Origin of the sequence: Hahella ganghwensis DSM 17046 (assembly GCF_000376785.1) — a bacterium.
GTDB classification, from domain to species: Bacteria; Pseudomonadota; Gammaproteobacteria; order Pseudomonadales; family Oleiphilaceae; genus Hahella; species Hahella ganghwensis.
Genome location: NZ_AQXX01000142.1, coordinates 39,248 through 64,481, shown reverse-complemented (window position 1 = coordinate 64,481; position 25,234 = coordinate 39,248). Strand labels below are relative to the sequence as shown.

At 50.2% G+C, this 25,234-nt stretch carries 23 protein-coding genes; 19 read left to right on the top strand and 4 right to left on the bottom strand.

What is annotated here, in order from left to right; translation table 11 throughout:
• Positions 1 to 120 precede the first annotated feature (120 nt).
• From F566_RS0128395 to F566_RS0128385, 3 genes are read right to left on the bottom strand one after another with little or no spacing between them, the layout of a single operon-like run.
• Positions 121 to 621, bottom strand: coding sequence for a Rab family GTPase (locus F566_RS0128395; protein ID WP_020410442.1), 501 nt, complete (start codon positions 619 to 621; stop codon positions 121 to 123).
• On the bottom strand, positions 618 to 2,387 hold the full coding sequence (locus F566_RS0128390; RefSeq protein WP_020410441.1) for an OmpA family protein: 1,770 nt from the start codon (positions 2,385 to 2,387) through the stop codon (positions 618 to 620). Before F566_RS0128390 ends, F566_RS0128395 begins: the two co-directional genes overlap by 4 nt.
• 2 nt (positions 2,388 to 2,389) lie before the next feature.
• Positions 2,390 to 3,025 carry a hypothetical protein gene (locus F566_RS0128385; protein WP_020410440.1) on the bottom strand — a complete coding sequence of 212 codons (636 nt, stop codon included), beginning with the start codon at positions 3,023 to 3,025 and terminating at the stop codon, positions 2,390 to 2,392.
• Positions 3,026 to 3,143: 118 nt separating this feature from the next.
• Between F566_RS0128385 and F566_RS0128380 the strand changes: the two genes are divergently transcribed.
• The 19 genes from F566_RS0128380 to F566_RS0128290 all read left to right on the top strand — a co-directional run bounded on the left by F566_RS0128380 (position 3,144) and on the right by F566_RS0128290 (position 22,670).
• Positions 3,144 to 5,168 (top strand): sensor domain-containing diguanylate cyclase, encoded by a 2,025-nt coding sequence (locus F566_RS0128380; protein WP_020410439.1) that lies wholly within the window; start codon positions 3,144 to 3,146, stop codon positions 5,166 to 5,168.
• A 224-nt stretch (positions 5,169 to 5,392) separates the two neighbouring features.
• Positions 5,393 to 8,185, top strand: coding sequence for a monovalent cation/H+ antiporter subunit A (locus F566_RS0128375; protein WP_020410438.1), 2,793 nt, complete (start codon positions 5,393 to 5,395; stop codon positions 8,183 to 8,185).
• A 19-nt stretch (positions 8,186 to 8,204) separates the two neighbouring features.
• Entirely contained in the window at positions 8,205 to 8,570 is a 366-nt protein-coding gene (locus F566_RS0128370; RefSeq protein ID WP_020410437.1) for a Na+/H+ antiporter subunit C, read from the top strand.
• Entirely contained in the window at positions 8,570 to 10,081 is a 1,512-nt protein-coding gene (locus F566_RS0128365) for a monovalent cation/H+ antiporter subunit D (RefSeq protein ID WP_033417022.1), read from the top strand. Before F566_RS0128370 ends, F566_RS0128365 begins: the two co-directional genes overlap by 1 nt.
• Positions 10,078 to 10,578, top strand: a complete 501-nt coding sequence (locus F566_RS0128360; protein ID WP_020410435.1) for a Na+/H+ antiporter subunit E — start codon at positions 10,078 to 10,080, stop codon at positions 10,576 to 10,578. Before F566_RS0128365 ends, F566_RS0128360 begins: the two co-directional genes overlap by 4 nt.
• Complete coding sequence (locus F566_RS0128355; RefSeq protein WP_020410434.1) at positions 10,572 to 10,841, top strand: K+/H+ antiporter subunit F; 270 nt, start codon at positions 10,572 to 10,574, stop codon at positions 10,839 to 10,841. The genes F566_RS0128360 and F566_RS0128355 overlap by 7 nt, the downstream gene beginning before the upstream one ends.
• A gap of 65 nt (positions 10,842 to 10,906) precedes the next feature.
• On the top strand, positions 10,907 to 11,275 hold the full coding sequence (locus tag F566_RS0128350; RefSeq protein WP_020410433.1) for a Na+/H+ antiporter subunit G: 369 nt from the start codon (positions 10,907 to 10,909) through the stop codon (positions 11,273 to 11,275).
• Positions 11,276 to 11,633: 358 nt separating this feature from the next.
• Entirely contained in the window at positions 11,634 to 12,443 is an 810-nt protein-coding gene (locus tag F566_RS0128345) for a hypothetical protein (protein ID WP_020410432.1), read from the top strand.
• 135 nt (positions 12,444 to 12,578) lie between these two features.
• Positions 12,579 to 13,169: a nucleoside deaminase gene (locus F566_RS0128340; protein ID WP_020410431.1), complete on the top strand. Its 591-nt coding sequence runs from the start codon at positions 12,579 to 12,581 to the stop codon at positions 13,167 to 13,169.
• Positions 13,170 to 13,223: 54 nt separating this feature from the next.
• On the top strand, positions 13,224 to 13,784 hold the full coding sequence (locus F566_RS0128335; RefSeq protein ID WP_020410430.1) for an LOG family protein: 561 nt from the start codon (positions 13,224 to 13,226) through the stop codon (positions 13,782 to 13,784).
• Positions 13,785 to 14,121: 337 nt separating this feature from the next.
• The gene (locus F566_RS0128330; protein ID WP_020410429.1) at positions 14,122 to 15,219 is read left to right on the top strand and encodes a BMP family ABC transporter substrate-binding protein; all 1,098 of its coding nucleotides are present in this window, start codon (positions 14,122 to 14,124) and stop codon (positions 15,217 to 15,219) included.
• A 121-nt stretch (positions 15,220 to 15,340) separates the two neighbouring features.
• Positions 15,341 to 16,348, top strand: a complete 1,008-nt coding sequence (locus F566_RS0128325) for an adenosine deaminase (protein WP_026180386.1) — start codon at positions 15,341 to 15,343, stop codon at positions 16,346 to 16,348.
• A 233-nt stretch (positions 16,349 to 16,581) separates the two neighbouring features.
• On the top strand, positions 16,582 to 18,297 hold the full coding sequence (locus F566_RS0128320; protein WP_033417021.1) for an ABC transporter substrate-binding protein: 1,716 nt from the start codon (positions 16,582 to 16,584) through the stop codon (positions 18,295 to 18,297).
• Between the two features lie 202 nt (positions 18,298 to 18,499).
• Positions 18,500 to 19,033, top strand: a complete 534-nt coding sequence (locus tag F566_RS0128315; RefSeq protein ID WP_020410426.1) for a DinB family protein — start codon at positions 18,500 to 18,502, stop codon at positions 19,031 to 19,033.
• 153 nt (positions 19,034 to 19,186) lie between these two features.
• Positions 19,187 to 19,387 (top strand): DUF6316 family protein, encoded by a 201-nt coding sequence (locus F566_RS0128310; RefSeq protein WP_020410425.1) that lies wholly within the window; start codon positions 19,187 to 19,189, stop codon positions 19,385 to 19,387.
• A 187-nt stretch (positions 19,388 to 19,574) separates the two neighbouring features.
• Positions 19,575 to 20,426: an eIF2B alpha/beta/delta subunit family protein gene (locus F566_RS0128305; protein WP_020410424.1), complete on the top strand. Its 852-nt coding sequence runs from the start codon at positions 19,575 to 19,577 to the stop codon at positions 20,424 to 20,426.
• A gap of 92 nt (positions 20,427 to 20,518) precedes the next feature.
• A complete protein-coding gene (locus tag F566_RS0128300) occupies positions 20,519 to 21,670 on the top strand; it encodes a pyridoxal phosphate-dependent aminotransferase (RefSeq protein ID WP_020410423.1) in 1,152 nt (383 codons plus the stop codon).
• A gap of 162 nt (positions 21,671 to 21,832) precedes the next feature.
• Positions 21,833 to 22,150, top strand: a complete 318-nt coding sequence (locus F566_RS0128295; protein WP_020410422.1) for a hypothetical protein — start codon at positions 21,833 to 21,835, stop codon at positions 22,148 to 22,150.
• Positions 22,151 to 22,229: 79 nt separating this feature from the next.
• A complete protein-coding gene (locus F566_RS0128290) occupies positions 22,230 to 22,670 on the top strand; it encodes a hypothetical protein (RefSeq protein ID WP_157497167.1) in 441 nt (146 codons plus the stop codon).
• Here F566_RS0128290 and F566_RS0128285 read toward each other — a convergent pair.
• Positions 22,629 to 25,214 (bottom strand): DNA polymerase II, encoded by a 2,586-nt coding sequence (locus F566_RS0128285; RefSeq protein WP_020410420.1) that lies wholly within the window; start codon positions 25,212 to 25,214, stop codon positions 22,629 to 22,631. The genes F566_RS0128290 and F566_RS0128285 overlap by 42 nt on opposite strands.
• Positions 25,215 to 25,234 lie beyond the last annotated feature (20 nt).

Below are 25,234 nucleotides of genomic sequence, written 5' to 3'. Positions count from 1 at the left end.
GTCGCCACCGTAAGGAAATATTTTTCGCCACTTTCTTGAATATAGGGCTTCATCACGGAGCGTACACTTGTTGGGCGTCCGATTGCCTGCTTTCCATCATACTCCAGCTTCATGCTGGGATTAACTCTTTTCAAGCAGCCGTGTTGTCAAGCGTTCAAACGCTTTGTCCACATTGTCACCTGTTTTGGCGCTGGTAAGGATGATCTCCCAGCCCATGGTGGTGAGTTCGGCAAGGTTTTCCTCCTTGAGTCTTTGTTCATAGAACAGGTCTGATTTGTTTACCAGCAGAACGAAAGGAAGCGACAGGCTCTGCTCATTAACCAGTGTGTGCCATTCTTTTGCCACCTCAACGCTTTCCGGGCGGGTTCCGTCCACAACCAGAAAGTAGCCTGCAGCACCGCGCAGGTAACTCTGCCGATAGACGCTGAATTCATCCTTGCCTTCAATATCCCAGATCATCAGTTGCACATCCTGCCCTTGGCAGTGGACGATCTTTTTGTCGATCTTGACGCCAATTGTTGTGTGGTATTTCTCACTGAAAATACTTTCCACATAGCGGCGGATCAGGCTGGTTTTGCCAACCGCGAAGGAGCCCAATAAGCAGATTTTCTTGGCGATCATGGGTACTCCGTTCCCGGTATGAAAGGTGAGTGGATCAGTTGCAGGGAAACCATACGCTGTTGATGCTCTGGCAGCCGGCTGTTCGGCAGATTGCCAGCCCCCCAGGCCAATAGCAGTTCGGCGTCCAGATGGTTGGTTATCAATAACTCATTGATCAGTTTGGCCCGTTCTTCACTGATTCTCAAGTTGGCAGTATCCGTTCCGGCGCTATTGGCATGTCCTACGATGTACAGTTGCCAGTGATAAACCGGAATTTTTTCGGCCAGAGAGCGAATGCTTTCAATATTGGCGACCAATGCTGGTATCTTTTGCTCCTCTCCGGAGACCAGTTCGGCGGTATTAGGTTGGAACTGGAAGCGTATATTTTCAATGGTTGCCTTGAGTTGTCGCCACTCGTTTTTCTGCTGCTCTTCCGGTGTCTGGTCCGCGTAAACCTCAACTGAGGAAAAATCGATATGGGAATAAACCGATTTCAAAAGAGGGTTCTGTTCCAGGTTGTTGCGCTGAGTTTCTTTCAGTGAGCCTGTAACCACTAGCGCCTGTCCGTCACGGGTGAAATTGGTATCCCGGCCAAGATGAAACATGCTGGGAATCATGGGTAGTAGATATTCCTGCATATCCAGAGGGGCAATATGCTCTGTTACCGCGACATCCCAATTGCCAGTGTCGAGTCGATTCAATATTTCTCTCGATGGTTCCGAAGTGGGCGCCCGCAATACTTCAATATTGAGCCGGGGCATGTTCCTGCTTTCGCCGACGACCACATAACCCGGGGAGGTCTGTAGTGCATCCAGGATATGTAGGTACATGATTTCATTCTGAACCTTCAGATATCCTGCCCAGAAACCGTATCCAATGAAAAATGCAAGCATGGTCAACGCCCGCCAGGGGATGCCGGGTCTGGTGTGTTCTTTGTGTTTTATCAGCAGGCAAGGGCGCATCAGGTCAGCGGCGGAGGCAAAAATGGTGCGGTCGCCGTCGAATCGGTCAAACTCTCTGGAAAATACCAGGTGAAGACGTTCCAGAGTTGTTTTCAGGGTTTGGCTGACTTGCTTGCTCGGAGTTCCTCTTATAGCCGCTACGAGAATGGCTGAAGGGCCGGTTTCAATTTCCAGGATAAAATCACCAACCCGAATATTGTCCAGAGAGCTGTCTGGATGGCGGCTGAAAGAATCAGAGATGAAATCACTGACAGCCGTCAGCATGGAGGAGACCAGTTCGGGATCCTCGACCTGAAATCCGGCCGCATTCTCCGCATGCAGGAGAATACCGGTTTCCCGATGAATCAGCAGCACCTGTTCCACGCGAAAATCGAGAGTTTTCAGCAGGACGTATTCGCCGTATTTCATGCCTGCCCGCCACGCCTGATAACGCCATCCCCATGATCTGATGCTCAGACTGCTTTCCAGAATCTGATTAAGGTTCTGCACCATGTCTGCCAAGGCTCTGGCAACAGACTTTCGTATCGAGGGGCCAATAATCGGGTAGATAACTCGGGTAATTCTCTGAGGGCGATGCCGGATGGCATTATCAATGGCATCGTCAATGATTGGTGCCAAAGCCTGGGCCACGCTCTTGTCTGAAAGGTTGCGCTGAATGATCGCTTCTGAAATGGTTGTGGCGATACGTTCCGTATCGCTTTGAGACAGCATTGTGCTCAGGGCCTGTTCGTAATCAGGTCCCAGAACCAACTGCCGCAGACGGTGAAGCTCTTCCTTTGAGCTGTTTGGCTTGTCGGAGGATGTAGGGGGAGTGCAAGTGGACACTATTAACCCATTTCGTCAGCCGTCAGGTTATTCGCCATACTGGCCAGAAGATTCGCCAAAGTCTTACGATCTGCTTTGTTGCTTGAGAGTTCCTGCGAGGATTTCTTCAGTTCAGCCATGGCCTGATTATGCTGGTGCACCATTTCTCTGGTCAGGCGCTCGGCTTCTGTTTGCAGCTCATTATGCAGTGCCCGGTCAGCCTGTTCGGATTCCTTGTGGGCTTCATCCAGCTTGTTCCGCAGGTCGTCAATGTCGGCGGAAAGATCGTCTTCCCTCTGGCACCTTTGCCTATTTAGTGATTCGAGGTGTTGGCTCAATTCGCTGAGTCTGGCACTGAAATGGTTGTCCATTTCTTCAAAGGTGCGTTCCATTTTGTCAGACAGTTGTTGAATTCTTTCATCAATCCTGTCTGCCAGGCTTTCCATATCCAGATTGATCTGTCGGACCTGTTCTCCGTAGAGCAGCTTGCGAATGGCCTCCAGCTCACTGAAGGCCTGAACTTCTTCCGGAGGTTCCAGAGCGTCGGGTGGGTTTTCCGGTGTGTCCGGACTGATGTCGGACTCTGAGGTTTTGGCTTGACTTGTCCGCGAAGGTTTGGCGTTTTTTTTTGAACTGGACTTATTGGATTTTGTATTCATTTCTCCTCCTGATCCTGTGGAGCAAAATGATGAGATAAGTTGTACAGCTCTGATTATTCAAGCATGACACAATTTCACAAATTGGCAATTTCCTTACCAAAAGAGTATTGGGGCTGGCGTGGGAATCTGTCTATACTCCAATGATAACGATATCAAAGCGCGCCAGATCCCGCTGCCTGTAACAGGGGATATTGGCGCAGGGATACTCATGTTCCTTGTACGACTTGCCACGACAACAGTGCTTATCCTGATATTATCAGGGCAGGGAGTATATGCTGCCGGTCAGCCTGTTCTGGGGGCCGTCATTGGAGGGCACTCCGTACCTGAGATTCGTTTAAAAATAGAAGAGTCCTCTACCGTCGGCCAGAATGTCGGGCCGAGGATGCTGCTGCGGGTCGACGAGAATAATGAGCTCTCCCTGGAAGATATTCTGGGTCAGTCATCCGGTTGGCGTGAGATAGATAAAGAATCGCCCAATTTCGGCTTTACAGATCAAGCACACTGGTTCCGGTTTGATATCTATCATTCTGGTTCAACGGCGACAAATCAGTTGATTGAACTTCCTATCCCGTTTCTCGATGACGTCCGTCTGTATCATTTTGTTGATGAAGCTCAGGAGCGCGCATACGAATTGGGAGATCTGCGGCCGTTTGCCGAGCGACCCGTCAGACATCAGAACTTTGTCATGCCGGTCACTCTTGTGCCGGGGCGAAATGCGATACTGCTCAGAGTGCAGTCTGCCGGTACCGTAGAAGCTCCGTTAACCATTTGGAGTCCACAAAGTTTTTATGAGCGGACCTGGGATGCGCGTCTGTTGCAGGGTGTATTTGCCGGTGTGATGGGCATAATGGTGCTCTACAACCTGTTTCTGTATTTTTCTGTTCGGGACAACAGTTATCTCTATTATGTGGGATTTGTTGTGAGTTTCCTGCTTTTTCAGGTTGGCCTCAAAGGTTATGGGTATGCTTATCTGTGGCAGAACTCCATTAAGTTCAATAGCTATGCGATCGCCACATTTGTTGGCTTTTCGGAAATATTCTTTGCTCTTTTCAGTCACCACTTTCTGCGTTTGCGACAGTTGTTTCCTGCGGGGCACTATTTGCTGTCGGTTTTAGTGGCGGTTAGTGTCGTGGTGACCATTGCGACATTTTTCGCTCCTTATTCGCTGACTATTCGGGTAACAACGGGTTTGGTGTTGCCGGTGTGTGCAGTTGCCATGTTCTCCGGTTATTGGGTGTGGTTGAAAGGGGGCGTGCATGCCCGGTATTTCTGTCTGGCATCAACCGCGATTATTTTAGGGATATCTATCCTGGTGCTGGGTAAATTTGGTTTGCTTCCACTGAACTTCTGGACAGAAAATGCGGCACAGATGGCTGCTCTGATGCAGGTCTCACTGCTGTCATTTGCTCTGGCAGACCGGATTAATCGGGAAAAACTACTGCGTATCAATGCGCAGGCAGAAGTGCTCATACAGGAAAAAATGCTGTTACGATCACAGGAAAAGCTGATATCTGCCCAGGAAGAGGCAAACCGAAATCTGGAGCAGAAAGTCACAGAGCGCACCCTGGAGCTCAGGACGACATTGGAGCAGTTAGAGGATGCGAACCTGAAGCTGCATTCTCTTTCCATTACGGATTCCCTTACCGGGATACACAACCGGGCCTATTTCTCGGAACAGTTCTCCCGAGAGTACTCCCGAGCTCATCGGCAGCAGATTCCCATTTCTCTGGTTATCTGTGATATCGACTACTTTAAAAGTATTAATGATAATTTTGGTCATCTGGCAGGTGATATCTGTCTTAAAAATTTTGCAGATGTGTTGAAGAAGAATATTTCCCGTACCGGCGATATCCTGGCCCGTTATGGAGGTGAGGAGTTTGTGGTGTTGCTGGTGAACACGCCACTGGATGCTGCTGTAGCGATTGCTGAAGGATTGCGGAAGAAGGTGATGGGGGCTGATATGAGGCTGGATCACACTCAGACAAAGATTACTGCCAGTTTTGGTGTGGCCAGTTGCATACCTGATGATCCCGGCAGGGAAGAAGAATTGTTGAAGCAGGCCGATGATGCCCTTTATCAGGCAAAAACAGATGGAAGAAATTGTGTCAGGAGCGGGGTTCTGTCTGGTGCGGATATACTCTGAGTGCCAGGAATATCAAGCCTTTAAGGGATATTAAAAGAAAATTAATGTTGGTTAAAAAACTTGAACTGGCAGGATATTTCTGTAAGTTTCTCTCTTGCCGAAATTCCCGCTAAACCAAGAAGATAAAAAGGGAACTCGACTGCATCTGTTGGCAGTTGAAAATCAAATGACATGGGCAGGTTAATTCTTAGAATGAAAAGTCGTATACAGGAGCGTCGTCTCTGATGAGTCTTATATGGATTCCACTGTTCCCCTTACTGGGAACCTTGGTCCCTTTGCTGACTTCCCGTTTTGGTCGAAATCTCTGTGCGTTCTCCGTCGCTGTTCTGCCTGCAGCCTCCCTCTTGCTGACATTGTTGGCGGCACCTGATGTTCTGAACGGGGAGACGCTTCGTTATCATGCCCAGTGGATATCGTCACTGGGATTGGACATCTCTTTCCGAATGGACGGGTTGAGCTTCCTGTTCTGTTGCCTGATTCTCGGTATCGGGCTACTGATCATACTGTATGCCCGCTATTATTTATCTTCCCAGGATTCCATTGGGCGGTTTTACGCTTATCTGATTTTGTTTATGACCGCCATGTTGGGGATTGTGCTTTCCAACAACGTGATCCAGCTATGGATGTTCTGGGAGTTGACCAGTATCAGTTCATTTCTTTTGATCAGTTTCTGGTCTCATAAATCGGAAGCCCGCAAAGGGGCAAGAATGGCATTGACGGTCACCGGGGCCGGAGGGTTGGCATTGCTGGCCGGTCTGTTGCTGATTGGCCATCTGGTCGGAAGTTATCAATTGGACGACATACTCAATAGTGGCGATCTGATTCGGGAGCATCAGGCCTATCCGGTGATTCTGCTACTGGTGCTACTCGGTGCATTTACCAAATCTGCACAGTTTCCGTTCCAGTTCTGGCTGCCTCATGCCATGGCGGCCCCCACGCCGGTCAGCGCGTATCTGCACTCTGCTACCATGGTGAAAGCCGGGATATTCCTGATGGCCCGGTTTTATCCGGTGCTGGCCGGTACGGAGTTATGGTTTCTGATTGTTAGCATGACCGGCCTGGCGACACTCCTCTTCGGTGCCTACATGGCATTGTTCAAGCATGACCTGAAAGGCTTGCTGGCATTTTCGACCATCAGTCACCTCGGGCTGATTACGTTATTGTTCGGGATGAATACCAAACTGGCTGCGGTTGCTGCTGTCTTCCATATTATCAATCATGCGATATTTAAAGCGTCATTGTTCATGGCAGCCGGAATCATCGATCATGAATCCGGTTCCAGGGATATGCGAAAACTGAACGGACTCTGGAAATATATGCCGCACACCGCCTTGCTTGCCATGGTGGCGGCGGCCTCTATGGCCGGAGTTCCGTTGCTGAATGGTTTCTTATCCAAAGAAATGTTTTTCGCTGAAACACTGGATCAGGACACGCTGGGATCTTTGTCCTGGATGATCCCGGTTCTGGCGACTATTGGTGGAGTATTCTCCGTAGCATACTCCATGCGTTTTATTCATGATGTGTTTTTCAATGGCGAACCCATAGATCTGCCCAAGACACCGAAAGAGCCTCCCCGGTATATGAAGTTGCCGGTGGAAGTGCTGGTTTTTCTTTGTCTGCTGGTCGGGATTTTCCCTTCGTTTGCCGTCTCCGGTATTCTGGCCGCCGCTTCTTCTTCTGTGCTTAACGGTAGTCTGCCGGAGTATAGTCTGGCGATCTGGCATGGCCTGAACCTTCCTCTGATCATGAGTTCGCTGGCAATGGTGGGTGGGTTGATTGTTTACTACAACCGGCGTCATCTGTTTCAGTTTCAGGCTCAGTTTGAAGATCAGGATGCAAAATATATTTTTGAACGCTGGATACAGAAACTGGTCAACCGCTGTGAACAGTTTATGGAGTGGATTGATAACGGTTCGCTGCAGCGTTATATCGTCACAATGATGATCATGGCGCTGATATTCATGGCTGGGCCGTTGCTGGACCTGAAAACAACAGAAGGCCCCAGGGTTCTACTGGACCTTAATGGTGTGGTTCTGACCGGTGCTCTGCTTTTGTGTGTGGGGGCGGTTGCTACGGTTATCTGGCATCGTGAGAGGCTGGTGGCACTGCTCATGTTGTCCGTGGTGGGGCTGATTGTCGCCATCGCCTTCGCTTATTTCTCTGCGCCGGATTTGGCGTTAACCCAGCTCGCGGTGGAAATTGTCACCATCATTCTATTGTTGCTGGCGCTGTTTTTCCTGCCCCAGAAGCTGCCTAAAGAATCCAGTCCCAGACGAATTACCCGGGACATCGCGATTGCGCTGCTGATTGGTGGCGTGGTCGGCACCATCAATTTCGCCATTATGACCCGGGCCCCGGATACCATCTCAGATTATTACCTGGAGAACAGTAAGACCGGCGGCGGGGGCGATAATGTGGTCAACGTGATTCTGGTGGATTTCCGCGGCTTTGACACCTTAGGTGAAATTACAGTGCTCGGGATAGCTGCTTTGGGAATCTTCAAGCTCATTGCGGCAATGCGTCTTTATATGCCTTCCAGTGATGAGCGGGGACGTACCTGGAGCACTGATCAGCGACCGCTGATACTGTCGGTGATTTCCCAAAGTCTGTTACCGCTGGCCATTCTGGTGTCGGCCTACATATTCCTGCGAGGTCATAACTCGCCCGGGGGTGGATTCATTGCCGGACTCATTACGTCGGTGGCGATTATTCAGCAGTACATCGCCAATGGCGTGGATTGGGTGAAGCCTCGGATATCCCTGAGCTATCAATGGCTGATTGCCGGTGGAATATTGGTCGCGGCGCTGACGGGGGCGGGTAGCTGGTTGTTCGAGCGGCCATTCCTGACCTCCTGGTTTGACCACTTCCATCTTCCCTGGGTTGGGGATTTTGAACTGGCCAGTGCCATTCTGTTTGATCTGGGGGTTTACCTGACGGTCATCGGCGCGACTATGTCGATATTGGCAAATCTGGGGCAGCTCACGACCAGTGAGCGGATTTCTCCAGAGCAACACTGACTTTGAGCGAGGCGAGATAATGGAAGCCGTATATGCATTTTGTGTTGGACTGTTGACCGCCTGCGGCATCTTTCTGACATTGCGGGCAAGAACGTTTTCTGTCGTTATAGGTATCACATTGTTGTCCTACGCGGTTAATTTGTTTCTGTTTTCCAGTGGGCGTCTGAAGCTGGAGTCGGCTGCAGTTCTCAACGAAAGTGGTGTATATACTGATCCGCTGCCTCAAGCACTTGTGCTCACTGCCATTGTGATCGGGTTTGCCATGACGGCGTTCGTTGTGATTCTGGCCATGCGGGGCAGGGCGGATCTGGGTAACGATCATGTTGATGGGCGAATCCCTGCCAAAGAATCAGCTATGCAGAGACACCGAGGATATAAGTCTTGATTTCTCACCTGCCGATACTGCCTGTTTTCCTGCCGTTGCTGGCCGGGGTTTTCCTGTTGCTGCCGCCGATCCAGAATTCCATTCAGCGGCAGAGGCTGTTTGCTCTGGCATTGTGTGGGGCGATTGTCGTGGTTGCTGTTCTTCTGCTCCTGAAAAGCCAGGTGTCAGGTACAATGGTCTACGTTCTTGGCGACTGGCAGCCTCCGTTCGGCATCGTTCTGGTCGCTGACAGGCTGGCGACGTTGATGGTTCTTCTGACCGCTGTTCTTGCTTTCGGAGCGTTGCTGTATGCCTGTGCCGGAGATGATCTGGGCGGACGTTTTTTTCATCCCCTGTTTATGTTCCAGTTGATGGGAATCAACGGTGCTTTTCTGACGGGTGATATTTTTAACTTGTTTGTGTTCTTTGAGGTTTTGCTAATTGCTTCCTATGGATTGCTTATCCATGGCGGTGGTAAGCATAAAACTCGGGCAGGTCTGCATTATGTAACCCTGAATCTGATTGGTTCCACGCTATTTCTGTTTGCTTTAGGCATGCTTTATGGAACCACGGGAACTCTGAATATTGCTGACATGGCAGTAAAAGTGACGCGGCTTGATGAGGCGGAGCGTGCCCTGGCCAAAGCTGGTGGCATGTTGCTGTTGGTGGTGTTCGGGCTTAAAGCTGCAATGCTGCCGCTTCATTTCTGGTTGCCGAGAACCTATTCCGCTGCGGTGGCCCCGGTGGCAGCTTTGTTTGCGGTGATGACCAAAGTGGGGGTCTACAGCATACTTCGGATACATACGGTAATTTTCGGGGCCGGTGCTGGAGAGCTTGCCAACATTGCTATGCCCTGGTTGTGGCCTCTGGCGTTACTAACGATCGTGATCGGTGCAATAGGGGCGTTGGCCAGTCCGGGGTTGAGAGCGCTGACTGCCAATCTGGTCATCGTTTCAGTGGGGACGTTGTTGATTGCCGTGGCTCTGCAGTCACCAGAGGCGACTGCCGCCGCTATGTACTATATGGTGCATACCACATTGATCTCCGGTGCGCTGTTTCTGTTGGCTGATCTCATCTGGGAGCAGCGCGGCAAGGCTGAGGACCGATTTGTGATGGCTCGCAGGATGAGGCAGCCGGTAGCGGTGGGAATTGCCTTTTTCATTGCCGCAATGGCCGTTGTGGGATTACCGCCTCTATCCGGTTTTGTCGGCAAGCTGATGCTCCTGCAGTCGACGGTCGAGTGGCCCCAGGCCGGGTGGGTCTGGCCCTTGATATTGTTGAGCGGTTTGGCTGCTCTGATAGCCCTGTCACGGGCAGGGACGAGTCTGTTCTGGCGCTGCCATGGCGATCCGTTGCCCGGTGAGCCGATTGCGGGTATCAAGCTGACGGCGGTATACCTGTTATTGGCGGCTTCTCCGCTGTTGGTTGTGTTTGGCGGCCCGGTGGTTGATTATTCCCAGGCGGCGGCAGATCAGTTGCATGATCGTTCCCAATCAGTTTATTCGCTACTACCGGAGGACTATCAGCCATGAAGTCGCTGGCTTCCCGGTTATTGCCCATGCCCATGCACAGTGTGTTGTTACTGGTGTCATGGCTGATTCTGAATAACAGTGTGTCTCCCGGTCACATTGTGTTGGGTGCTTTTCTGGCCTTTACGATACCGTTGCTGGTATCCGGGCTGCATACACCACAACCTGGTATCCGCCGTTACGGATTGGCTGTTCGCTATGCACTGATGGTGATGTATGACATTGTGGTTGCCAATATTGAAGTGGCCCTTAAAATTGTCGGCCCCCTGAAGAATTTGCAGCCAGCCCTGATCGCGGTCCCAATGGATATTACCAACGATCTTCTTTTGACTGTTCTGGCCAGCACCATATCGCTGACACCGGGAACGGTTAGTGCCGAGTTGTCTGAGGACCGAAAGTGGCTGTATGTGCATGTGCTGAATCTTGAGGATGAAGAGGCGCTGATCAGGCAGATCAAGCAACGTTATGAGAAGAAGCTGAGGGAGATGTTCGAATGCTGACCTGGGCAATCACGATCGCGACCGGAATGGTGTGTATCGCATTACTTCTTAATCTCTGGCGATTGTATCTGGGGCCGGATGTGCCAGATCGAATCCTGACGCTTGATACGATGTACATCAACAGCATGGCGATGATTATCCTGTTTGGTATATTCCTCAAGTCGTCCCTGATGTTTGAGGCGGCGTTGTTGATTGCCATGTTGGGATTCGTTGGAACGGCTGCGTTATGCAAGTATCTGCTGCGTGGCGATATCATCGAGTAAACGGGAAGCTTGGTATGAGGCTTGATAGGCAGCCCAATAAGAGCCTTGAGTGAGGTGAGGTAATCATGAATTTTTATGTCGAGCTGTTTGTTTCCATTCTTCTGGTTACCGGGGCTGGTTTTGTGTTGATTGGTTCTGTCGGTTTAATCCGGTTGCCGGATTTCTATACCCGTTTACATGCTCCCACAAAAGCTACAACGCTGGGGATGGGGTGTTTGTTGATTGCATCAATGGTGCTGATCAGCTTCACTAAGGGTGCTCCTAGTGTTCATGAGCTGCTGATTACTCTGTTCTTGTTTATCACCGCACCAGTGACCGCTCATATGCTCGCAAAAACAGCTTTGCACTATGAACTTGGGTTTACTGAAAAGACCAAAGGGAAAGAGCTCGCCGAAAAGGCTCGTGAGAGAGTGTCTCCTGCAGACGACGCCTGAAATATTTTTGATACCTATCCGAACTTACATGATAAAGGAAGATCCATGCCCCCAAATATGTCGATAATTTTTACACCTGAAATCGGCCAGCACCTGCCAACCTTTTGATATCTAAGCCGAAATGTATTCTGGCGTTTATTTTGCCTCCCTGGCAAGTGGGCTAGAAAAAAGCACTAGGCTGATATTGATAACTAAAATAGACCCAATGCATGGGTTAACCCTAAAGCGTAGAATCCGATAAAATGCTGTAACAGCATTTAGTATCCGCCAGTCTGAATGACCACTGTGTCACTGAAATCTGGAATTCATTAGCCAGACTGATTGCGGATCGGACTTAACAGGACTGTCCGAAAAGAGAATGAAACGTACACATCGACATCATTTATTTGTATTGATACTTCTGTCCTTGGGTGGAGTGTCTCATGCCATTGAACTGGCTCCTCGACTGGAAAGCATGACTTCCGGGGCCAGCGCTGCCAGGGTGGGAGCAGGCGCGAGCTACTCGGAACCAGGCTACTCGGATAATGTTGAGTTTGTTGTGCCGGGTGAAGTATTTGAAGAGGCCTCCCTGTCAGAGCTGAATGCTCGCTTTGATGATTTCGAGGACGTTGAGTATCTGGATGATTCCTCATTTATCGATATTCGTACAGAGTCTGGAGTCTATGGTGGGGCAGGGTATGACAGCTATGGTTATATCGCCGGATCCGAGGATCCGGTGGATGTGTTGTCATACTCGGTCTGGGGGGCGTCTGAAAACCTGAGTGTCAGTGATGTCATGGATAGCGAGGCCATCGCTCAGGACTGGGGATTGCTGCAGGGCGGTGTGAGAGAGTTTGGCAAAAACATCAGAAACTCCGTGGGAGCCCAGCTCGATGAAATTCGTGGACTGGTTGGCGCTGATCTTTTTGTGCAGGACTACCAGCGTCGTTCGGTCAGTTTTTCGGATTCAGGAAGGAGTGGCGGCTCCGGGCGAAATGCCAGTCAAATGAATTCCTACGCTAGTGAAGATGCCGTCCCGTTTATATATAAGTGGTTGTACAAAGTGATTCGCTTCAAGAACGAAAATCCGGTTGCTTTCTACAGCATCCTGGTTTTTGTTATTTTTCTTCTGGTTATGCAGTCCATCATTGTCGGGGTGATGGGAAGCGGCAGACGACGCGCAATATGAGCTGAGGACGACTCAGGTCTTTGCTCTCACCTTTATTCGTTGTAATCTTCTCTCCCTGTTGTCGGGCCTGTATCTGCAGGCCCGGATGAATTATCGAAAAACGAAGACAATCACGCGGTTGTGATGGGAGAGATTATGAGCGCAGAGCTTACGGGCAGATTACTTGAAGTAATGGAGGGCGATATTCTTCCCCTGACCAGAGCTGGAACTGAAGCTGGAAATAAAGTTTTCGGCGCTGCCATTCTGAGGAAATCAGATCTTTCTCTGGTGCTGGCCGCTACGAATCAGGAAACCCAAAACCCCTTGTTTCATGGCGAAATCTCCTGTCTGAATCAGTTCTGGGGTCTTCCGGCAGATTCCCGGCCGGATCCGAAGGACTGTCTGTTTCTGTCAACCCATGAACCCTGCTCACTCTGCCTGTCGGCCATCACCTGGAGCGGCTTTGATAATTTCTACTATGTATTCAGCTATTTCGATTCTCGCGATAGTTTCAATATTCCCCATGATTTGAAAATTCTTGAAGAAGTCTTTGCCTGCAAAGACGGTCATTACTGCCGTGAGAACCAATATTGGACCGCACATTATCTGCTGGACATGGTTGATCAAGGCACTGTTGAACAGCAATCTGAATGGCGAGAGCGTCTGGAAAAACTGAAATCACATTACGGAGTGATGTCCGATAACTATCAAAAGCACAAGGATGCACAGGACATACCTCTGAATTGATGTGCAGGTGTGAACAGCTTCCAGGCAATCCATAAAACAACCTAAGGGGTTCTGATGAAAGTAGCGGTATTTTGTGGTTCAGGTCATGGCAGACTGCCAGTCTATGCCGAGCAGGCTGTGCGGCTTGGGACCTTGCTGGCTGAAAGTGGCGCTGAGCTGGTTTTCGGTGGTGGCCATGTGGGATTGATGGGAACTATCGCGGATGCAGTACTTAACGCTGGGGGTAAGGTTACTGGTGTGATTCCGACAGCGTTGCGTGATCGGGAGATCGCTCATCCGGGGCTGACTTCTTTGTTCGTCGTCAAGGATATGCATGAGCGAAAAGCAAAGATGTCTGCCATTGCCGATGCCTTTGTCGCAATGCCTGGTGGTGCCGGTACGATGGAAGAAATTTTTGAAGCCTGGACCTGGGCGATGCTGGGGTATCATCACAAACCCTGTGCTTTTTTGAACGTCAATGGCTACTACGACAAGCTGATAGATTTTATTGACCATATGGTCGGTGAGTCCTTTATGCGTGAACGTTATCGGGATATGTTGATTATTGAAAATGATCCGGAGCAGTTGCTTCAGTCCCTGCGGGCCTATCAGCCTCCAGCCTCAAAATGGGAATAAATGCGCTCCGCAGGTGAATGTTCAAGGTAGATAACGGAGTGTTCAAGATAATAACAGTCTCTCGTTTACTATTGTCCGATTGGTCAAACTTTGGTAAATCTGGCGCTTGTTTGGGGCAGGTTGCTGGAGCTCTGCACCAATTGAATTCAATTCGGATCTATTGAAACCAGTGTTGTAGAGCTCGAAGAGCGCTATGCAGGCAGATTGTCCAATGTGGTGAGAAATTTGCCTTATAGAAAACTTGTTTAAAATTGCGAATACCTGACCGTGTGGTCAAAACTAAGTGGCGAATTCGCCAAACCTCCAACAATCTCCAACTAAAAGGAGTGTATACATCATGTCAAAAGGCAGTGTCCGTCATTGGACCCGTAAATTGGCTATGAGCTTCGGCCTGGCTGTGTCTTTGTTCAGTGCAGGCACCATGGCCGCTGATGAACCTTTCAAAGTAGGGTTCGTTTATGTTGGCCCGATCGGGGACCATGGCTGGTCCTATCAACATGACCAGGGACGTTTGGCTGTCGAAAAACATTTTGGTGACAAGGTGAAAACCACCTATGTGGAAAATGTGCCGGAAGGTGCTGATGCGGAACGGGTGATTCGCAATCTGGCAAAATCCGGCCATGACCTGATATTCACGACTTCTTTTGGGTTTATGAACCCGACGGCAAAAGTGGCCCGACAGTTCCCTAAAGTGGTATTCGAGCATGCCACCGGATATAAGCGCAGCAAGAATATGGGGACCTATATTTCCAAGACCTATGAAGGTCGGTACGTGTCGGGGTATGTGGCTGCCCGTATGACTAAAACCGGGAAAATCGGCTACATCGCTTCCTTCCCGATTCCGGAAGTCATCCGCGATATTAACGCTGTACGTTTGGCAATGAATAAAGTGAATCCGGATTACGAGCTGAAAATTCTGTGGGTCAGCACCTGGTTTGATCCGGCCAAAGAAGCTGATGCTGCGAATGTGATGATTGACCAGGGGGTTGATGTCATCCTGCAGCACACTGATAGCCCGGCAGCCATGAAAATTGCTGAACAGCGTGGTGTTTATGCGGTGGGGCAGGCATCTGACATGTCTCGCTTTGGACCCAAGGCGCATTTGCTGTCGGTTGTGGATTCCTGGGCACCCCACTACATTGAAACCGTGCAACAGGTGATGGACGGTACCTGGAAACCCAAAGATTACTGGGGAGGGATGGCTGAAGAGGAAATTGTTATCGCCAGTATGAATTCTTCCATTCCCAAGGAAATCGCTGACGAGGCCAATGCTTTGATCGAGGGCATCAAGGCCGGCGAGATCCATCCGTTTGCTGGTCCTCTCAAGAACCAACAGGGAGAATTGAAAGTGAAGGAAGGGGAAGTTCTTCCTCATGGCGAAATGGCTGGCATGAATTGGTACGTTGAAGGGATTGAAGGCAATATTCCAAAATAATCTCTGATCACCTTTTCTAAAAAAGGCACCATCTTCTATAAACACCATCGCAGTCTCCAGCAGGGATTGCTATGGTGTTTTTATTCTTTTGACGCCCGAAGAGGAATAAGACATGGCTGATATGACAGCGTTTTTGGAGGGGATGCCCAAGGCAGAATTGCATCTTCATATCGAAGGTTCGCTGGAGCCTGAATTAATGTTCGAGATAGGTCAGCGTAATGGTATCAAGCTGCCGTTTGCCACTGTGGAGGATGTTCGTGCAGCCTACAAATTCCATAACCTGCAGGAGTTTCTGGATATATATTATCAGGGAGCCAATGTTCTGCTGTATGAGCGTGACTTTTATGACATGACCATGGCATATCTGCGCAGGTGCCGGGAACAGAATGTGATTCATGCTGAAATCTTCTTTGATCCCCAGACCCACACGGACCGCGGTATTGATATGGCAGTGGTTATCAATGGTATTTGTGGGGCTTTGAAGGATGCTGAGCAAGAGTGGGGGATGAGTACCCGTTTGATCCTGTGTTTCCTCAGGCATCTGAGTGCAGAAGCAGCAATGGAGACCTTGCAGCAGGCGTTACCCTTTAAGCAGCATATTGTGGCGGTTGGTCTGGATAGCTCTGAGGTTGGACACCCTCCTGAGAAATTCAGGGAAGTATTCGACCGGGCTCGCTCTGAGGGATTCTTGACTGTCGCACATGCTGGCGAAGAAGGGCCCGCCGATTATATCTGGCAGGCGCTTGATCTTTTGCGGGTGAAACGCATTGATCACGGAGTCAGATGTACTGAAGACGAAAGTTTGGTGAAAAGACTGATCGCAGAAAAAATACCGTTAACAGTGTGCCCTCTTTCCAATACCAAGTTGTGTGTCTTTGATGATATGCGGGAGCATAATATTCTGACCTTGCTTGAGCAAGGGGTCAGAGTCACGGTGAATTCGGATGACCCGGCCTATTTTGGTGGTTATATGAATGAGAATTTCCTGGCACTTCACGAGGCTTTTAATCTTAGTCGTGAGCAGGCAGTCGCGCTGGTAAAGAACAGTTTTGAAGCAAGTTTTGTCAGCGAGAAGGAACTCTTTGAAATGAATCGTAAGCTGGAGGCATATTCTCAGGTTGCCGGATAAGGCGAGTCTTCAGACAGGCGACAGTTGTCACCTGTCTGCTCTGTCGGACGTTGTATTTGGAGGCTTTGCCGCATTCTGTGAGGCAAAGATGTCTTTTCCCGAGGGATGTCTATACTTTACTCAGTACCACACACTATGGCTGAGCGTATCGGAATCTAGCGGATCTGTTAATAATGCAGCGCTTCAAAAACATTCTATCGAGCTGCGAAAATAATAACGATCAGACAGTGGCTATGAGCTTCTTGCCACACCAGTCTGTCTGGCTTTTTGTCATCGGCATTTTCGCCATTCTTTATTCGCCGGTGAGTCTATCCCGGGCGACCGATAAACAGATTTATCATCAGATCGACCAATTCTTTACACCATCCACGCTTTCCCGCCAACAGCAATTTAAAGAACTGAAGTGGTTCAGCGAAGCTGCCAGACCGTTCGAGGGTATGACGTTATATGTGGTGTCCGAGCGAATAGATACCCATGAGTATGAGGCCGTAACTCTTTCACGAGCCTTTTTTGAGCTCACCGGCATTAAAGTGATTCATGAGCTGACCGGCGAAGATGACTTGCTCAGAAAGCTGGTTGCTCAGTCTGAAACCGGTGTCAATATATACGATGCCTATATCAATGATTCCGATTTGATCGGTACACATTATCGAAGTGACGAGGTGGTTGTACTCTCGGACTTTATTGAAGGAGAGGGTCGTGAGGTTACCCTACCGACTCTTGATCTGGAGGATTTTATTGGTCTGAGCTTTACGACGGCACCTGACGGAAAGATTTACCAGCTTCCGGATCAACAATTCGCCAATCTGTATTGGTTCAGGTATGACTGGTTCTCCCGTAAAGATCTCCGGGAGCGTTTTAAGGCCATCTATGGGTATGAACTTGGAGTGCCCCTGAACTGGTCGGCCTACGAGGATATTGCTGAGTTTTTTACAGTTCATGTTCGGCAACTTGACGGCAAGCAGGTTTGGGGGCATATGGATTATGGCAAGAAAGACCCTTCCCTGGGGTGGCGTATTTCTGATGCGTGGCTGTCCATGGCGGGAATGGGCGATGCAGGATTACCCAATGGTTTGCCGGTGGATGATTGGGGAATTCGTGTCAATGGGTGCCGACCAGTAGGGGCGTCTGTGGCTCGTGGAGGAGCTCTGGACGGGCCGGCGGCAATCTACGCCATTAACAAGTTTGCGGATTGGTTCAAATTTGCGCCACCAGAAGCTCGTTACCTCAATTTCACTGATGCTGGACGGTGGGTCTCCTCAGGTCAGATCGCTCAACAGATATTCTGGTACACCGCGTTTGTCGCTCAGGCCAGCCAGCCGGGGCTGCCTGTAGTCAATGAGGATGGTACGCCTAAGTGGCGAGTGGCGCCGTCCCCGCTGGGAGTTTACTGGGAAGAGGGGATGAAATCGGGCTATCAGGATGCAGGGAGCTGGACGCTATTGAAGAGTACTCCCCTGGAGCGCCGGAAAGCGGCTTGGTTATACGCCCAGTTCACGGTTTCCAAAACCGTGTCGCTGAAGAAGACGATTGAAGGTCTCACACCTATTCGCAAGTCGGATCTGTTTTCTGAGGAAATGACTCGCCGGGCACCACAGTACGGTGGACTCGTTGAATTCTACCGCTCACGCGGGCGTGATGTCTGGACGCCAACAGGCACGAATGTTCCGGATTATCCGAGGCTTTCACCGCTCTGGTGGCAACATGTGTCAAAGGCGGTTACCGGGGAGTTGAAGGTTGACGTTGTAATGTCGAATCTGGCGGCGGCAATGGACAAGCAGCTGGAGGAAATTGGTTTATCTTCTGACTCCCCTTGTGCGCCAAAATTGAATCTGGAAATAGATCCTGATATCTGGATTAATAGGCCTGGGGCTCCTAAACCGGAGCGTAACGAACGGCCTCCAGGAAAAACGCTCAGCTATGAAGAGGCGATTAAAGCCTGGCACTGAGGAGCCTCTGAAAGCTATCTGCGTTTTAAACTATTAGCGTTGCCGTTGTTGTGTTAAAAACTGGAGACCCTAGTGTTTTACAGAAGCTCTCAGAGGCTTGTGTGCGCAGCTTTCTTCAGGCGAACTTTTATCAGGGCATCTTTGCTATTGCTGGGTAAAGGTATATGCTTTTGAAAAACAAAGAATATCAAGGAGGTTCGTGATGCTGGTGAATAATTTTCGGTTGATGGCCCAATACAATCAGTGGATGAATCGCAAGATTTATGATTGTGCGAGGACGTTGAGTCGGGATGTGCTCTGGATGGATCGAGGGGCATTTTTTAAGTCGATTCTTGGAACTCTGAATCATGTTATGGTCGGAGATATTCTCTGGTTGAATCGGTATCGGGATCACCCCCGCCACTACCCGGCTTTGAATCACCTGGAGAGCTTCCCCAAACCTCAGACCCTTGACCAGATTCTGGAAACTGATATTGCTGACCTCGGCGCACGCCGTAGCCGTCTGGATCAGGTGATTATCGACTGGTGTGGCGACATGCAGGAAGAAGATCTGGAGTTTGCTCTGCCGTATATGGACAGTACAGGCAAGGCGATGACCCGTAATTTCGGGATGTTGATTCAACACTTCTTCAACCATCAGACACATCACCGTGGTCAGATTACGACTCTACTGAGTCAGCATGGTGTGAATCCTGGGGACACTGATCTGGTGTTACTGATTCCTCAGGTCGAATAAAGCGAAGCCAGAACAAGGCAAAGTCGAAAAAGTAATGCCAGACAGTTTTCCGATGCCTTTTGCATTTTTCATTTGTTGACAATTGTACGCTTGGGGGTGGTTAAAAAGTGAACTAACCTCAGATTGTAAGCTGTACTTTCTGTGGAGGGTGTCATGGCTGTTAGATCTGGAGAAGCAGAACGTCCCTGGTTTCGTAGTGATCGTTTTATCCACACTGCTGACGGTTGGTACTTCGTCACCAGGGAAAATACCCAGGAAGGGCCATTTACGACAATGCGGGAAGCAGAAAACGAACTGAACCTTTATATTCGCTACGCCAACGATTCTTTTTACACTAAAGCAGCCACTGGCTGACGCGCTATCTTATCAGGCAGGCTTTAGTCGTTACCTGATAAAGCCTGCTCTGGTTGCTTCTTGTCTGAACTGATCCCGCCAAATGATCTTTTATTTTTCCGATCCGGTTGTTTTGTTGGCAATCCACCTTTAATCCGTGGGTTCATTTTCTATACTTCTAATACCACTCATTCATTAAGTACTGACAATGGACCCTAAAGCCAGGGCAATTATTGATTTTGTCGTTGCAGACCGGGATCACGGAGCCAACCAGCTCGCCCGGGAAATGCTTGGTCGGCTCGAAGAGTGGGTGCAGGAAAATGACTCAATCTTTCTCACCGAGATGGATGAAGTAGCCCAGGCGCTGATGACCTGCCGCCCAAGTATGGCCCCGATTGGTAATTGCGCTGCCCGCTGGCATCATCGTCTGCAATCTCTGTCACCGGCAGTCGATGTAAAGAGTGCGATTCTGCAGGAGCTGCACGGAGTCGTTGAAGATCTGCTTTCTGCCAATCAGAAAATTGCCCAGCATTGCCAGGCGATTCTTCCGGATAACCCCTGTCTTCTGACACATAGCTATAGCTCTGCTGTGGCGGCCTTTATGGAATACATGGTGCTGGAAGGGAGGCCGTTCAATGTCATGCTGACAACCAGCTATCCGGGAATGGAGGGGCTGCGTCTGGCGGAGCAGTTGGACAAACTGGAAGTGGAAACCACGATCATTCCCGACACACAAATAGGAATCTTGATCGATGATTGCGATTTGGTGGTTGTGGGGTGTGACTCGCTGGTTCCCCGGCAAGGGTTTGTCAATAAATGCGGAACTTATCTGTTGGCCTTGTCTGCCAGAGAAAAAGGAAAACCTTTCTGGGTGTTGGCGGATACCTTCAAGCACAGGGATTGCAAATTAAAAGACATTGTTCTTGAGGAGATGGATGCGTCCGACTTGCATGTGCCCATGGGAGATCACCTCCAGGCGCGCAACATATACTTTGAGCGTATACCGGAAAGCCTGATCAGTGGCTGGATTGATGAAAACGGTGTTCATCAATCCAGGTAATTGATCGATCCGGATTCTGCGTCCCGATTTAAAAAGCACGCTGTGGCTGCTAGTCTGTTGGGCAACTTATTCATAGCCAACAGGACGTATCTATGCCGAATCCAAGTCAGCGTATTGCTCAACTGGTACAATCTGATATCCGTGCCATGACTCAGGAATGCCATAAACAGGGCGGTATTAATCTGGGGCAGGGTGTCTGTGATACACCACCTCCCTCGGTGCTTCTGGACAGCCTGATACCGGCAGTCACTTCCGGATATAACAGCTACACAAGATTTGACGGCATACAGCTGTTGCGGGAGTCTCTGGCCGCAAAGGTCAAGCGTGACAGCGGTATGGCGCTCGATCCTGAAAATAATTTCGTGGTGACTGCCGGTACCACCGGCGCATTTACCTGTATTGTCAATGCGTTGTGTGATCCCGGAGATAAAATCCTGATGTTCGAGCCTTACTACGGTTATCACCTGAACGCCTCTATGCTAGCTGGACTTGAGCCGGTGTTTGTGCCGACCAACCCCGGGGACTTCTCTCTGGATTCTGCAAGTCTTGAGTCTCTGGCCAGGGACGCCAAAGCGATTGTTGTTAATACGCCCTCCAATCCGTCCGGACATGTCTTCAATCGGCAGGAACTGGAGACGATTGCCGATATCTGTGAGCGTTATGATCTTTTATGTATTACGGATGAGATCTATGAATACTTTCTCTATGACGGTCACCAGCATATCAGTATCGCGAGTCTGCCCGGGATGTGGGATCGGACCGTGACCCTGGCGGGTTTCTCCAAAACCTACAGTATCACCGGTTGGCGCATCGGATACGCTGCAGGGCCTGAATCATTGATGACAGCAGTTGGCGTTGCCAATGATCTGTATTACGCCTGTGCAGCAGCGCCACTTCAATATGCGGTGGCCAAGGGGTTGGATACTCTGGGGCCGGATTTTTATATCCAACTGGCTGAAGAGCATCAGAAAAAACGAGATTTGTTCTGTTCAGCTCTGGAGCAGGTCGGCCTCATTCCTCATGTTCCCCAGGGGGCGTATTACGTGTTGGCGGATGTCAGCAGGTTTGGTTATGAGTCATCAAAAGAGGCTGCCATGCATATTCTGGAAAAAGCCTCGATTGCCTGCGTGCCTGGCAGTGCCTTCTTTCAGGAAGGCAGGGGAGAGCACCTGGTGCGCTTCTGTTTTGGTAAGGATGATGAAACCCTGGTGCGGGCCTGTGAGTTGCTGGAGCGGCTGAAATAGGTCTGCTGTACGGGTGTTATCGCATAGCCGATATGCCCGGCAACGAGCCTGGTATGGACCGTATCTACTGCCTTAAAATTAATGTGGCCGATATCCTTACCCTTTCTGATTACCTGTCATGGGTGTTTTGCTATAATCCTGCGCCACAATGTAGGATCGATTATGACTGAGAAAGAACTGAAAAGCTGGGAGAAACGTCGCGTCTTAGGTAGAGATCAATACGTGTGGCGATATGGTGTCCTGGGTTTTGGGGTGCCGGCAGGCGGAGTGTATGCTCTTTACCTGTTCTTTGCGGATTCTTCCGTAGTTTGGTCCGCTCTATTGTTCAAGTCATTGCTTTTTTGTCTTGGTGGCGTCCTGTATGGCTACAGCACTTGGAGTAGAATGGAGGCAAAGTACAAAGAGGTGATGGCAGAAGCAATCCCCCAGAATCTGGTGCAGCCAATTCGTTCGGATTCCTCTGCTCAGGGGCGCAGGTAGTCACGTATGGATAAAAACATCAGGTGCCCCGATTGTCATCGGGCAGTAAAGTATCATTGGTTTTCCGGCAATATCAGCTGTGGACACTGTGATTCCTCCTATCGACCAACGTCCTATAGTGTGGTTGGGGGGGCAGATAAAGAAAAGATCCCCCGTATTATTTTTTCTGGCATATTTTGTGACAGATCGTATTACCAAAGAAGTTATCGCCCCTGAAACGCCTTTTGGGGGTGTGTTAATAACCTTCAGCGTGGCCTTGTTGTTTATTTGTCTCGTTATTCCCTTTTATTGCTGGGGCGTTAAGCACTTCGCTAAAGAGTATGTGCTGATGACGGATAACGAGAAAAGAATGAAAAAAAACCGACTGGATTGCGATGGGAGCGGGTGGCCTGTTGTTCTTTCTGGTGATGGCAATTCAGTTGCAGATAATTCTCCAGTATTAGGCCAGTTCCATCCGGAGACTGTCTTGGGCGGCTATTTAGAACAACCCAATCTGCGGACTCGCAATCTTATCAAATGACGTACCCAGAAAGTGGCAGATGCCGTCGACAATGGGGGCGACCTGGCGCTCAATGTAAAGATCGTAATCCAGTGAAGACTGCCGATAGGGCAGTGCTTCCGGACCATTGACGGTCATGACATATTCCACCCAGTCACCGCGGCGATAGAGCGGTGGCTGATGCTGCTCCTGGCGGTGCAGGTTGGCGCGTCTGGCTGCCTGAACGTGCGGAGGGATATTGCGTTGGTATTCGTCAATGCGGCGTCGCAGGCGTTTGCGATAGTAAAGCTGTTCATCCCGCTCGCCTGCGCGAATGGATTGGACGATGTCCTGAATATAGTGTTCGTAGGGTTCCTGGTAAAAAATCCGTCGATAGAGTTCTTTCTGGAACTCTCGGGCCAGGAGTGTCCAGTCGGTACGAACAGTTTCCAGGCCTTTGAATATCAGCTCTTCCTTGCCGTCTGGTTTGACCATCAAGCCGGCATAACGCTTTTTGCTGCCTTTTTCCGATCCGCGAATGGTGGGCATGACAAAGCGGGTGAAATGGGTTTCGAATTCGATTTCGAGGTAACTCTGAATCTGGTATTCGGTTTTCAGTTCCTTTTGCCACCATCGGTTGAGGTATCCCGCCAGTTGCTCCCCAATTGAAAATATCTGCTGGTTATCCAGATCTTTAACCTGTCGCAGATGCACAAAAACCGAATCAGTATCCCCATAAATCACCTCATGTCCCTCGGCTTCGATCAATGCCTTGGTCCGATTCAGGATCTGATGGCCACGGAGGGTAATGGAGCTTGGCAGGCGGTAATCGAAAAAGCGGCAACCCGGAGTCCCCAATACCCCGTAGAAGGAGTTCATCAATATCTTGATTGCCTGCGACATAGCCGCGTTGCCGTGCTTTTTGGCCAGGTCCCGAGCCTGCCAGAGTTCACCGATGAGATCGGGCAGGATAGGAGAGTCCTTGCTGAAAACGGCGCCGTTGAATCCTGGAACGAAGTCTGTTCTTGGTACTTCCGGTGTTTCTCTCTGGTCCCACTGGTCATCCCTGTCCTGGGCAGGCGAGGGTTCATCGAGGATGCCTTTGATCCTGGCCAGAGGATCAATCTTGAAGGTGCGGATAATGCTGGGGTACAGGCTTTTAAAGTCCAACACCAGGACATGCTCGTAAATGCCGGGTCTGGAATCCATCACATAGCCGCCGGGGCTGCCGACACCCACCGGGTCTTTAATCAGGCTGGGAGCCACATACCCCGCACGATGCAGTCTCGGCAGATAACGATGATCAAATGCGGCCACTGAGCCGCCGAAACGGTCCATGGCCAGGCCGGTCAGCTCAGCCCGCTCCACGGCGAAGGCGATCAGTTCCGTGTGTCTGAAGATGTCCCAGACCAACTGGCAGTCCTCCAGGTTGTAGGCGGCCAGTGAGGCTTTGTCTTCCAGGAATAGCCGGGTGATCTCTTCTCCACGGTTGTCCACGTCATGAATGAGTTTGCCGCGTTTAAGTACCACACTGGCCACGTTCTGCAGCGAAAAACTTTCAAAGATATAGGTGGCAGACTTCAGTGTTTCTATACCGTCCAGCACCAGTCGCCCGGGCATGCAAAGGGTAAAGTGTCCTTCGTCATTGCGGGATTGTCGCCAGTCCAATGCACTGTTGGCGCGCCCCAGATTCAGAGGGATGCCGAGAGAGTCGGCCTTTTTCTGCAAAAAACGCAGATCGAAGTTGATCACGCTCCAGCCGATGATAATGTCCGGATCATAAGCTTCAAACCAGGACAGAAAGCGCTGCATGAGGTCGCGTTCATCCCGACAGAACTCCAGATAATCTGGTGCAGCCTGGGTTTGATCTGGCTCTTCATCCAGAGTGGGGTGAGAGACAGGAGACTGAGAGGAATTTGAATCCGGGGAGGATCCAATCATGAAAACTTTGGCGATGACCCGACCATTCTCATCCCTGCGATGATCTTCTTCGGGTTTAATGGGCGCATTGCTGTTGGCAGTAATCAGTCCGATGGAATACAGGTGATCCCCGGTCATGGAGGTTTCAATATCCAGGGAAACGACTTTAAAGTCCGGGCGATAGTGTGTGGGCCTCAGGGTGGCTTCATGAAGCTCCTGATATCGCGGATGTTGTATCGGGTTGCCGCGATACTCGAAAGAGGCGGTGATAAACCTTTCCATTAGAAACCGATCGTGGGGCTGAATGTCGGCCTCAAGTGGTGTCAGGCCTGTGTTGGCCAACTGATCCCGTGCCCTGTATAACCCCCGTTGCTCCCGAAAATAGAACGCATGGACAGGCTGTCCGCTGAAGCTGCATAACTGAACCGGCCTGTCATACCAGACGGGATTGGCGCTCGTGGGTGGTCCATATTCACGTGTTAAGACGCTTCTTGCCTGATCAACGCAGTCTTGTTCAAGGAAACAGATGGCATTTTGCGATTGATAGCGCAGCCGAATCGGGCCATCAGGCCCAATTGCCCAAAGCGTCAGCTGCAGTTTTCGTGTACCACTTCCGTTGGCGGGAACATCATCCCATTGTCGGGTCAGGAGGAAGGCATGAGACATGTTTTGTGGTACGGGGGACC

What these genes read in the sequence shown, in the direction of transcription:
- F566_RS0128330 (WP_020410429.1), top strand. Translation starts at nt 14,122, where the DNA reads ATGTCAAAAGGCAGTGTCCGTCATTGGACCCGTAAATTGGCTATGAGC.
- F566_RS0128300 (WP_020410423.1), top strand. Translation starts at nt 20,519, where the DNA reads ATGCCGAATCCAAGTCAGCGTATTGCTCAACTGGTACAATCTGATATC.
- F566_RS0128305 (WP_020410424.1), top strand. Translation starts at nt 19,575, where the DNA reads ATGGACCCTAAAGCCAGGGCAATTATTGATTTTGTCGTTGCAGACCGG.
- F566_RS0128315 (WP_020410426.1), top strand. Translation starts at nt 18,500, where the DNA reads ATGCTGGTGAATAATTTTCGGTTGATGGCCCAATACAATCAGTGGATG.
- F566_RS0128375 (WP_020410438.1), top strand. Translation starts at nt 5,393, where the DNA reads ATGAGTCTTATATGGATTCCACTGTTCCCCTTACTGGGAACCTTGGTC.
- F566_RS0128285 (WP_020410420.1), bottom strand. Translation starts at nt 25,214, where the DNA reads ATGTCTCATGCCTTCCTCCTGACCCGACAATGGGATGATGTTCCCGCC.
- F566_RS0128340 (WP_020410431.1), top strand. Translation starts at nt 12,579, where the DNA reads ATGAGCGCAGAGCTTACGGGCAGATTACTTGAAGTAATGGAGGGCGAT.
- F566_RS0128385 (WP_020410440.1), bottom strand. Translation starts at nt 3,025, where the DNA reads ATGAATACAAAATCCAATAAGTCCAGTTCAAAAAAAAACGCCAAACCT.
- F566_RS0128295 (WP_020410422.1), top strand. Translation starts at nt 21,833, where the DNA reads ATGACTGAGAAAGAACTGAAAAGCTGGGAGAAACGTCGCGTCTTAGGT.
- F566_RS0128360 (WP_020410435.1), top strand. Translation starts at nt 10,078, where the DNA reads ATGAAGTCGCTGGCTTCCCGGTTATTGCCCATGCCCATGCACAGTGTG.
- F566_RS0128345 (WP_020410432.1), top strand. Translation starts at nt 11,634, where the DNA reads ATGAAACGTACACATCGACATCATTTATTTGTATTGATACTTCTGTCC.
- F566_RS0128350 (WP_020410433.1), top strand. Translation starts at nt 10,907, where the DNA reads ATGAATTTTTATGTCGAGCTGTTTGTTTCCATTCTTCTGGTTACCGGG.
- F566_RS0128310 (WP_020410425.1), top strand. Translation starts at nt 19,187, where the DNA reads ATGGCTGTTAGATCTGGAGAAGCAGAACGTCCCTGGTTTCGTAGTGAT.
- F566_RS0128355 (WP_020410434.1), top strand. Translation starts at nt 10,572, where the DNA reads ATGCTGACCTGGGCAATCACGATCGCGACCGGAATGGTGTGTATCGCA.
- F566_RS0128335 (WP_020410430.1), top strand. Translation starts at nt 13,224, where the DNA reads ATGAAAGTAGCGGTATTTTGTGGTTCAGGTCATGGCAGACTGCCAGTC.
- F566_RS0128395 (WP_020410442.1), bottom strand. Translation starts at nt 621, where the DNA reads ATGATCGCCAAGAAAATCTGCTTATTGGGCTCCTTCGCGGTTGGCAAA.
- F566_RS0128320 (WP_033417021.1), top strand. Translation starts at nt 16,582, where the DNA reads ATGAGCTTCTTGCCACACCAGTCTGTCTGGCTTTTTGTCATCGGCATT.
- F566_RS0128325 (WP_026180386.1), top strand. Translation starts at nt 15,341, where the DNA reads ATGACAGCGTTTTTGGAGGGGATGCCCAAGGCAGAATTGCATCTTCAT.
- F566_RS0128370 (WP_020410437.1), top strand. Translation starts at nt 8,205, where the DNA reads ATGGAAGCCGTATATGCATTTTGTGTTGGACTGTTGACCGCCTGCGGC.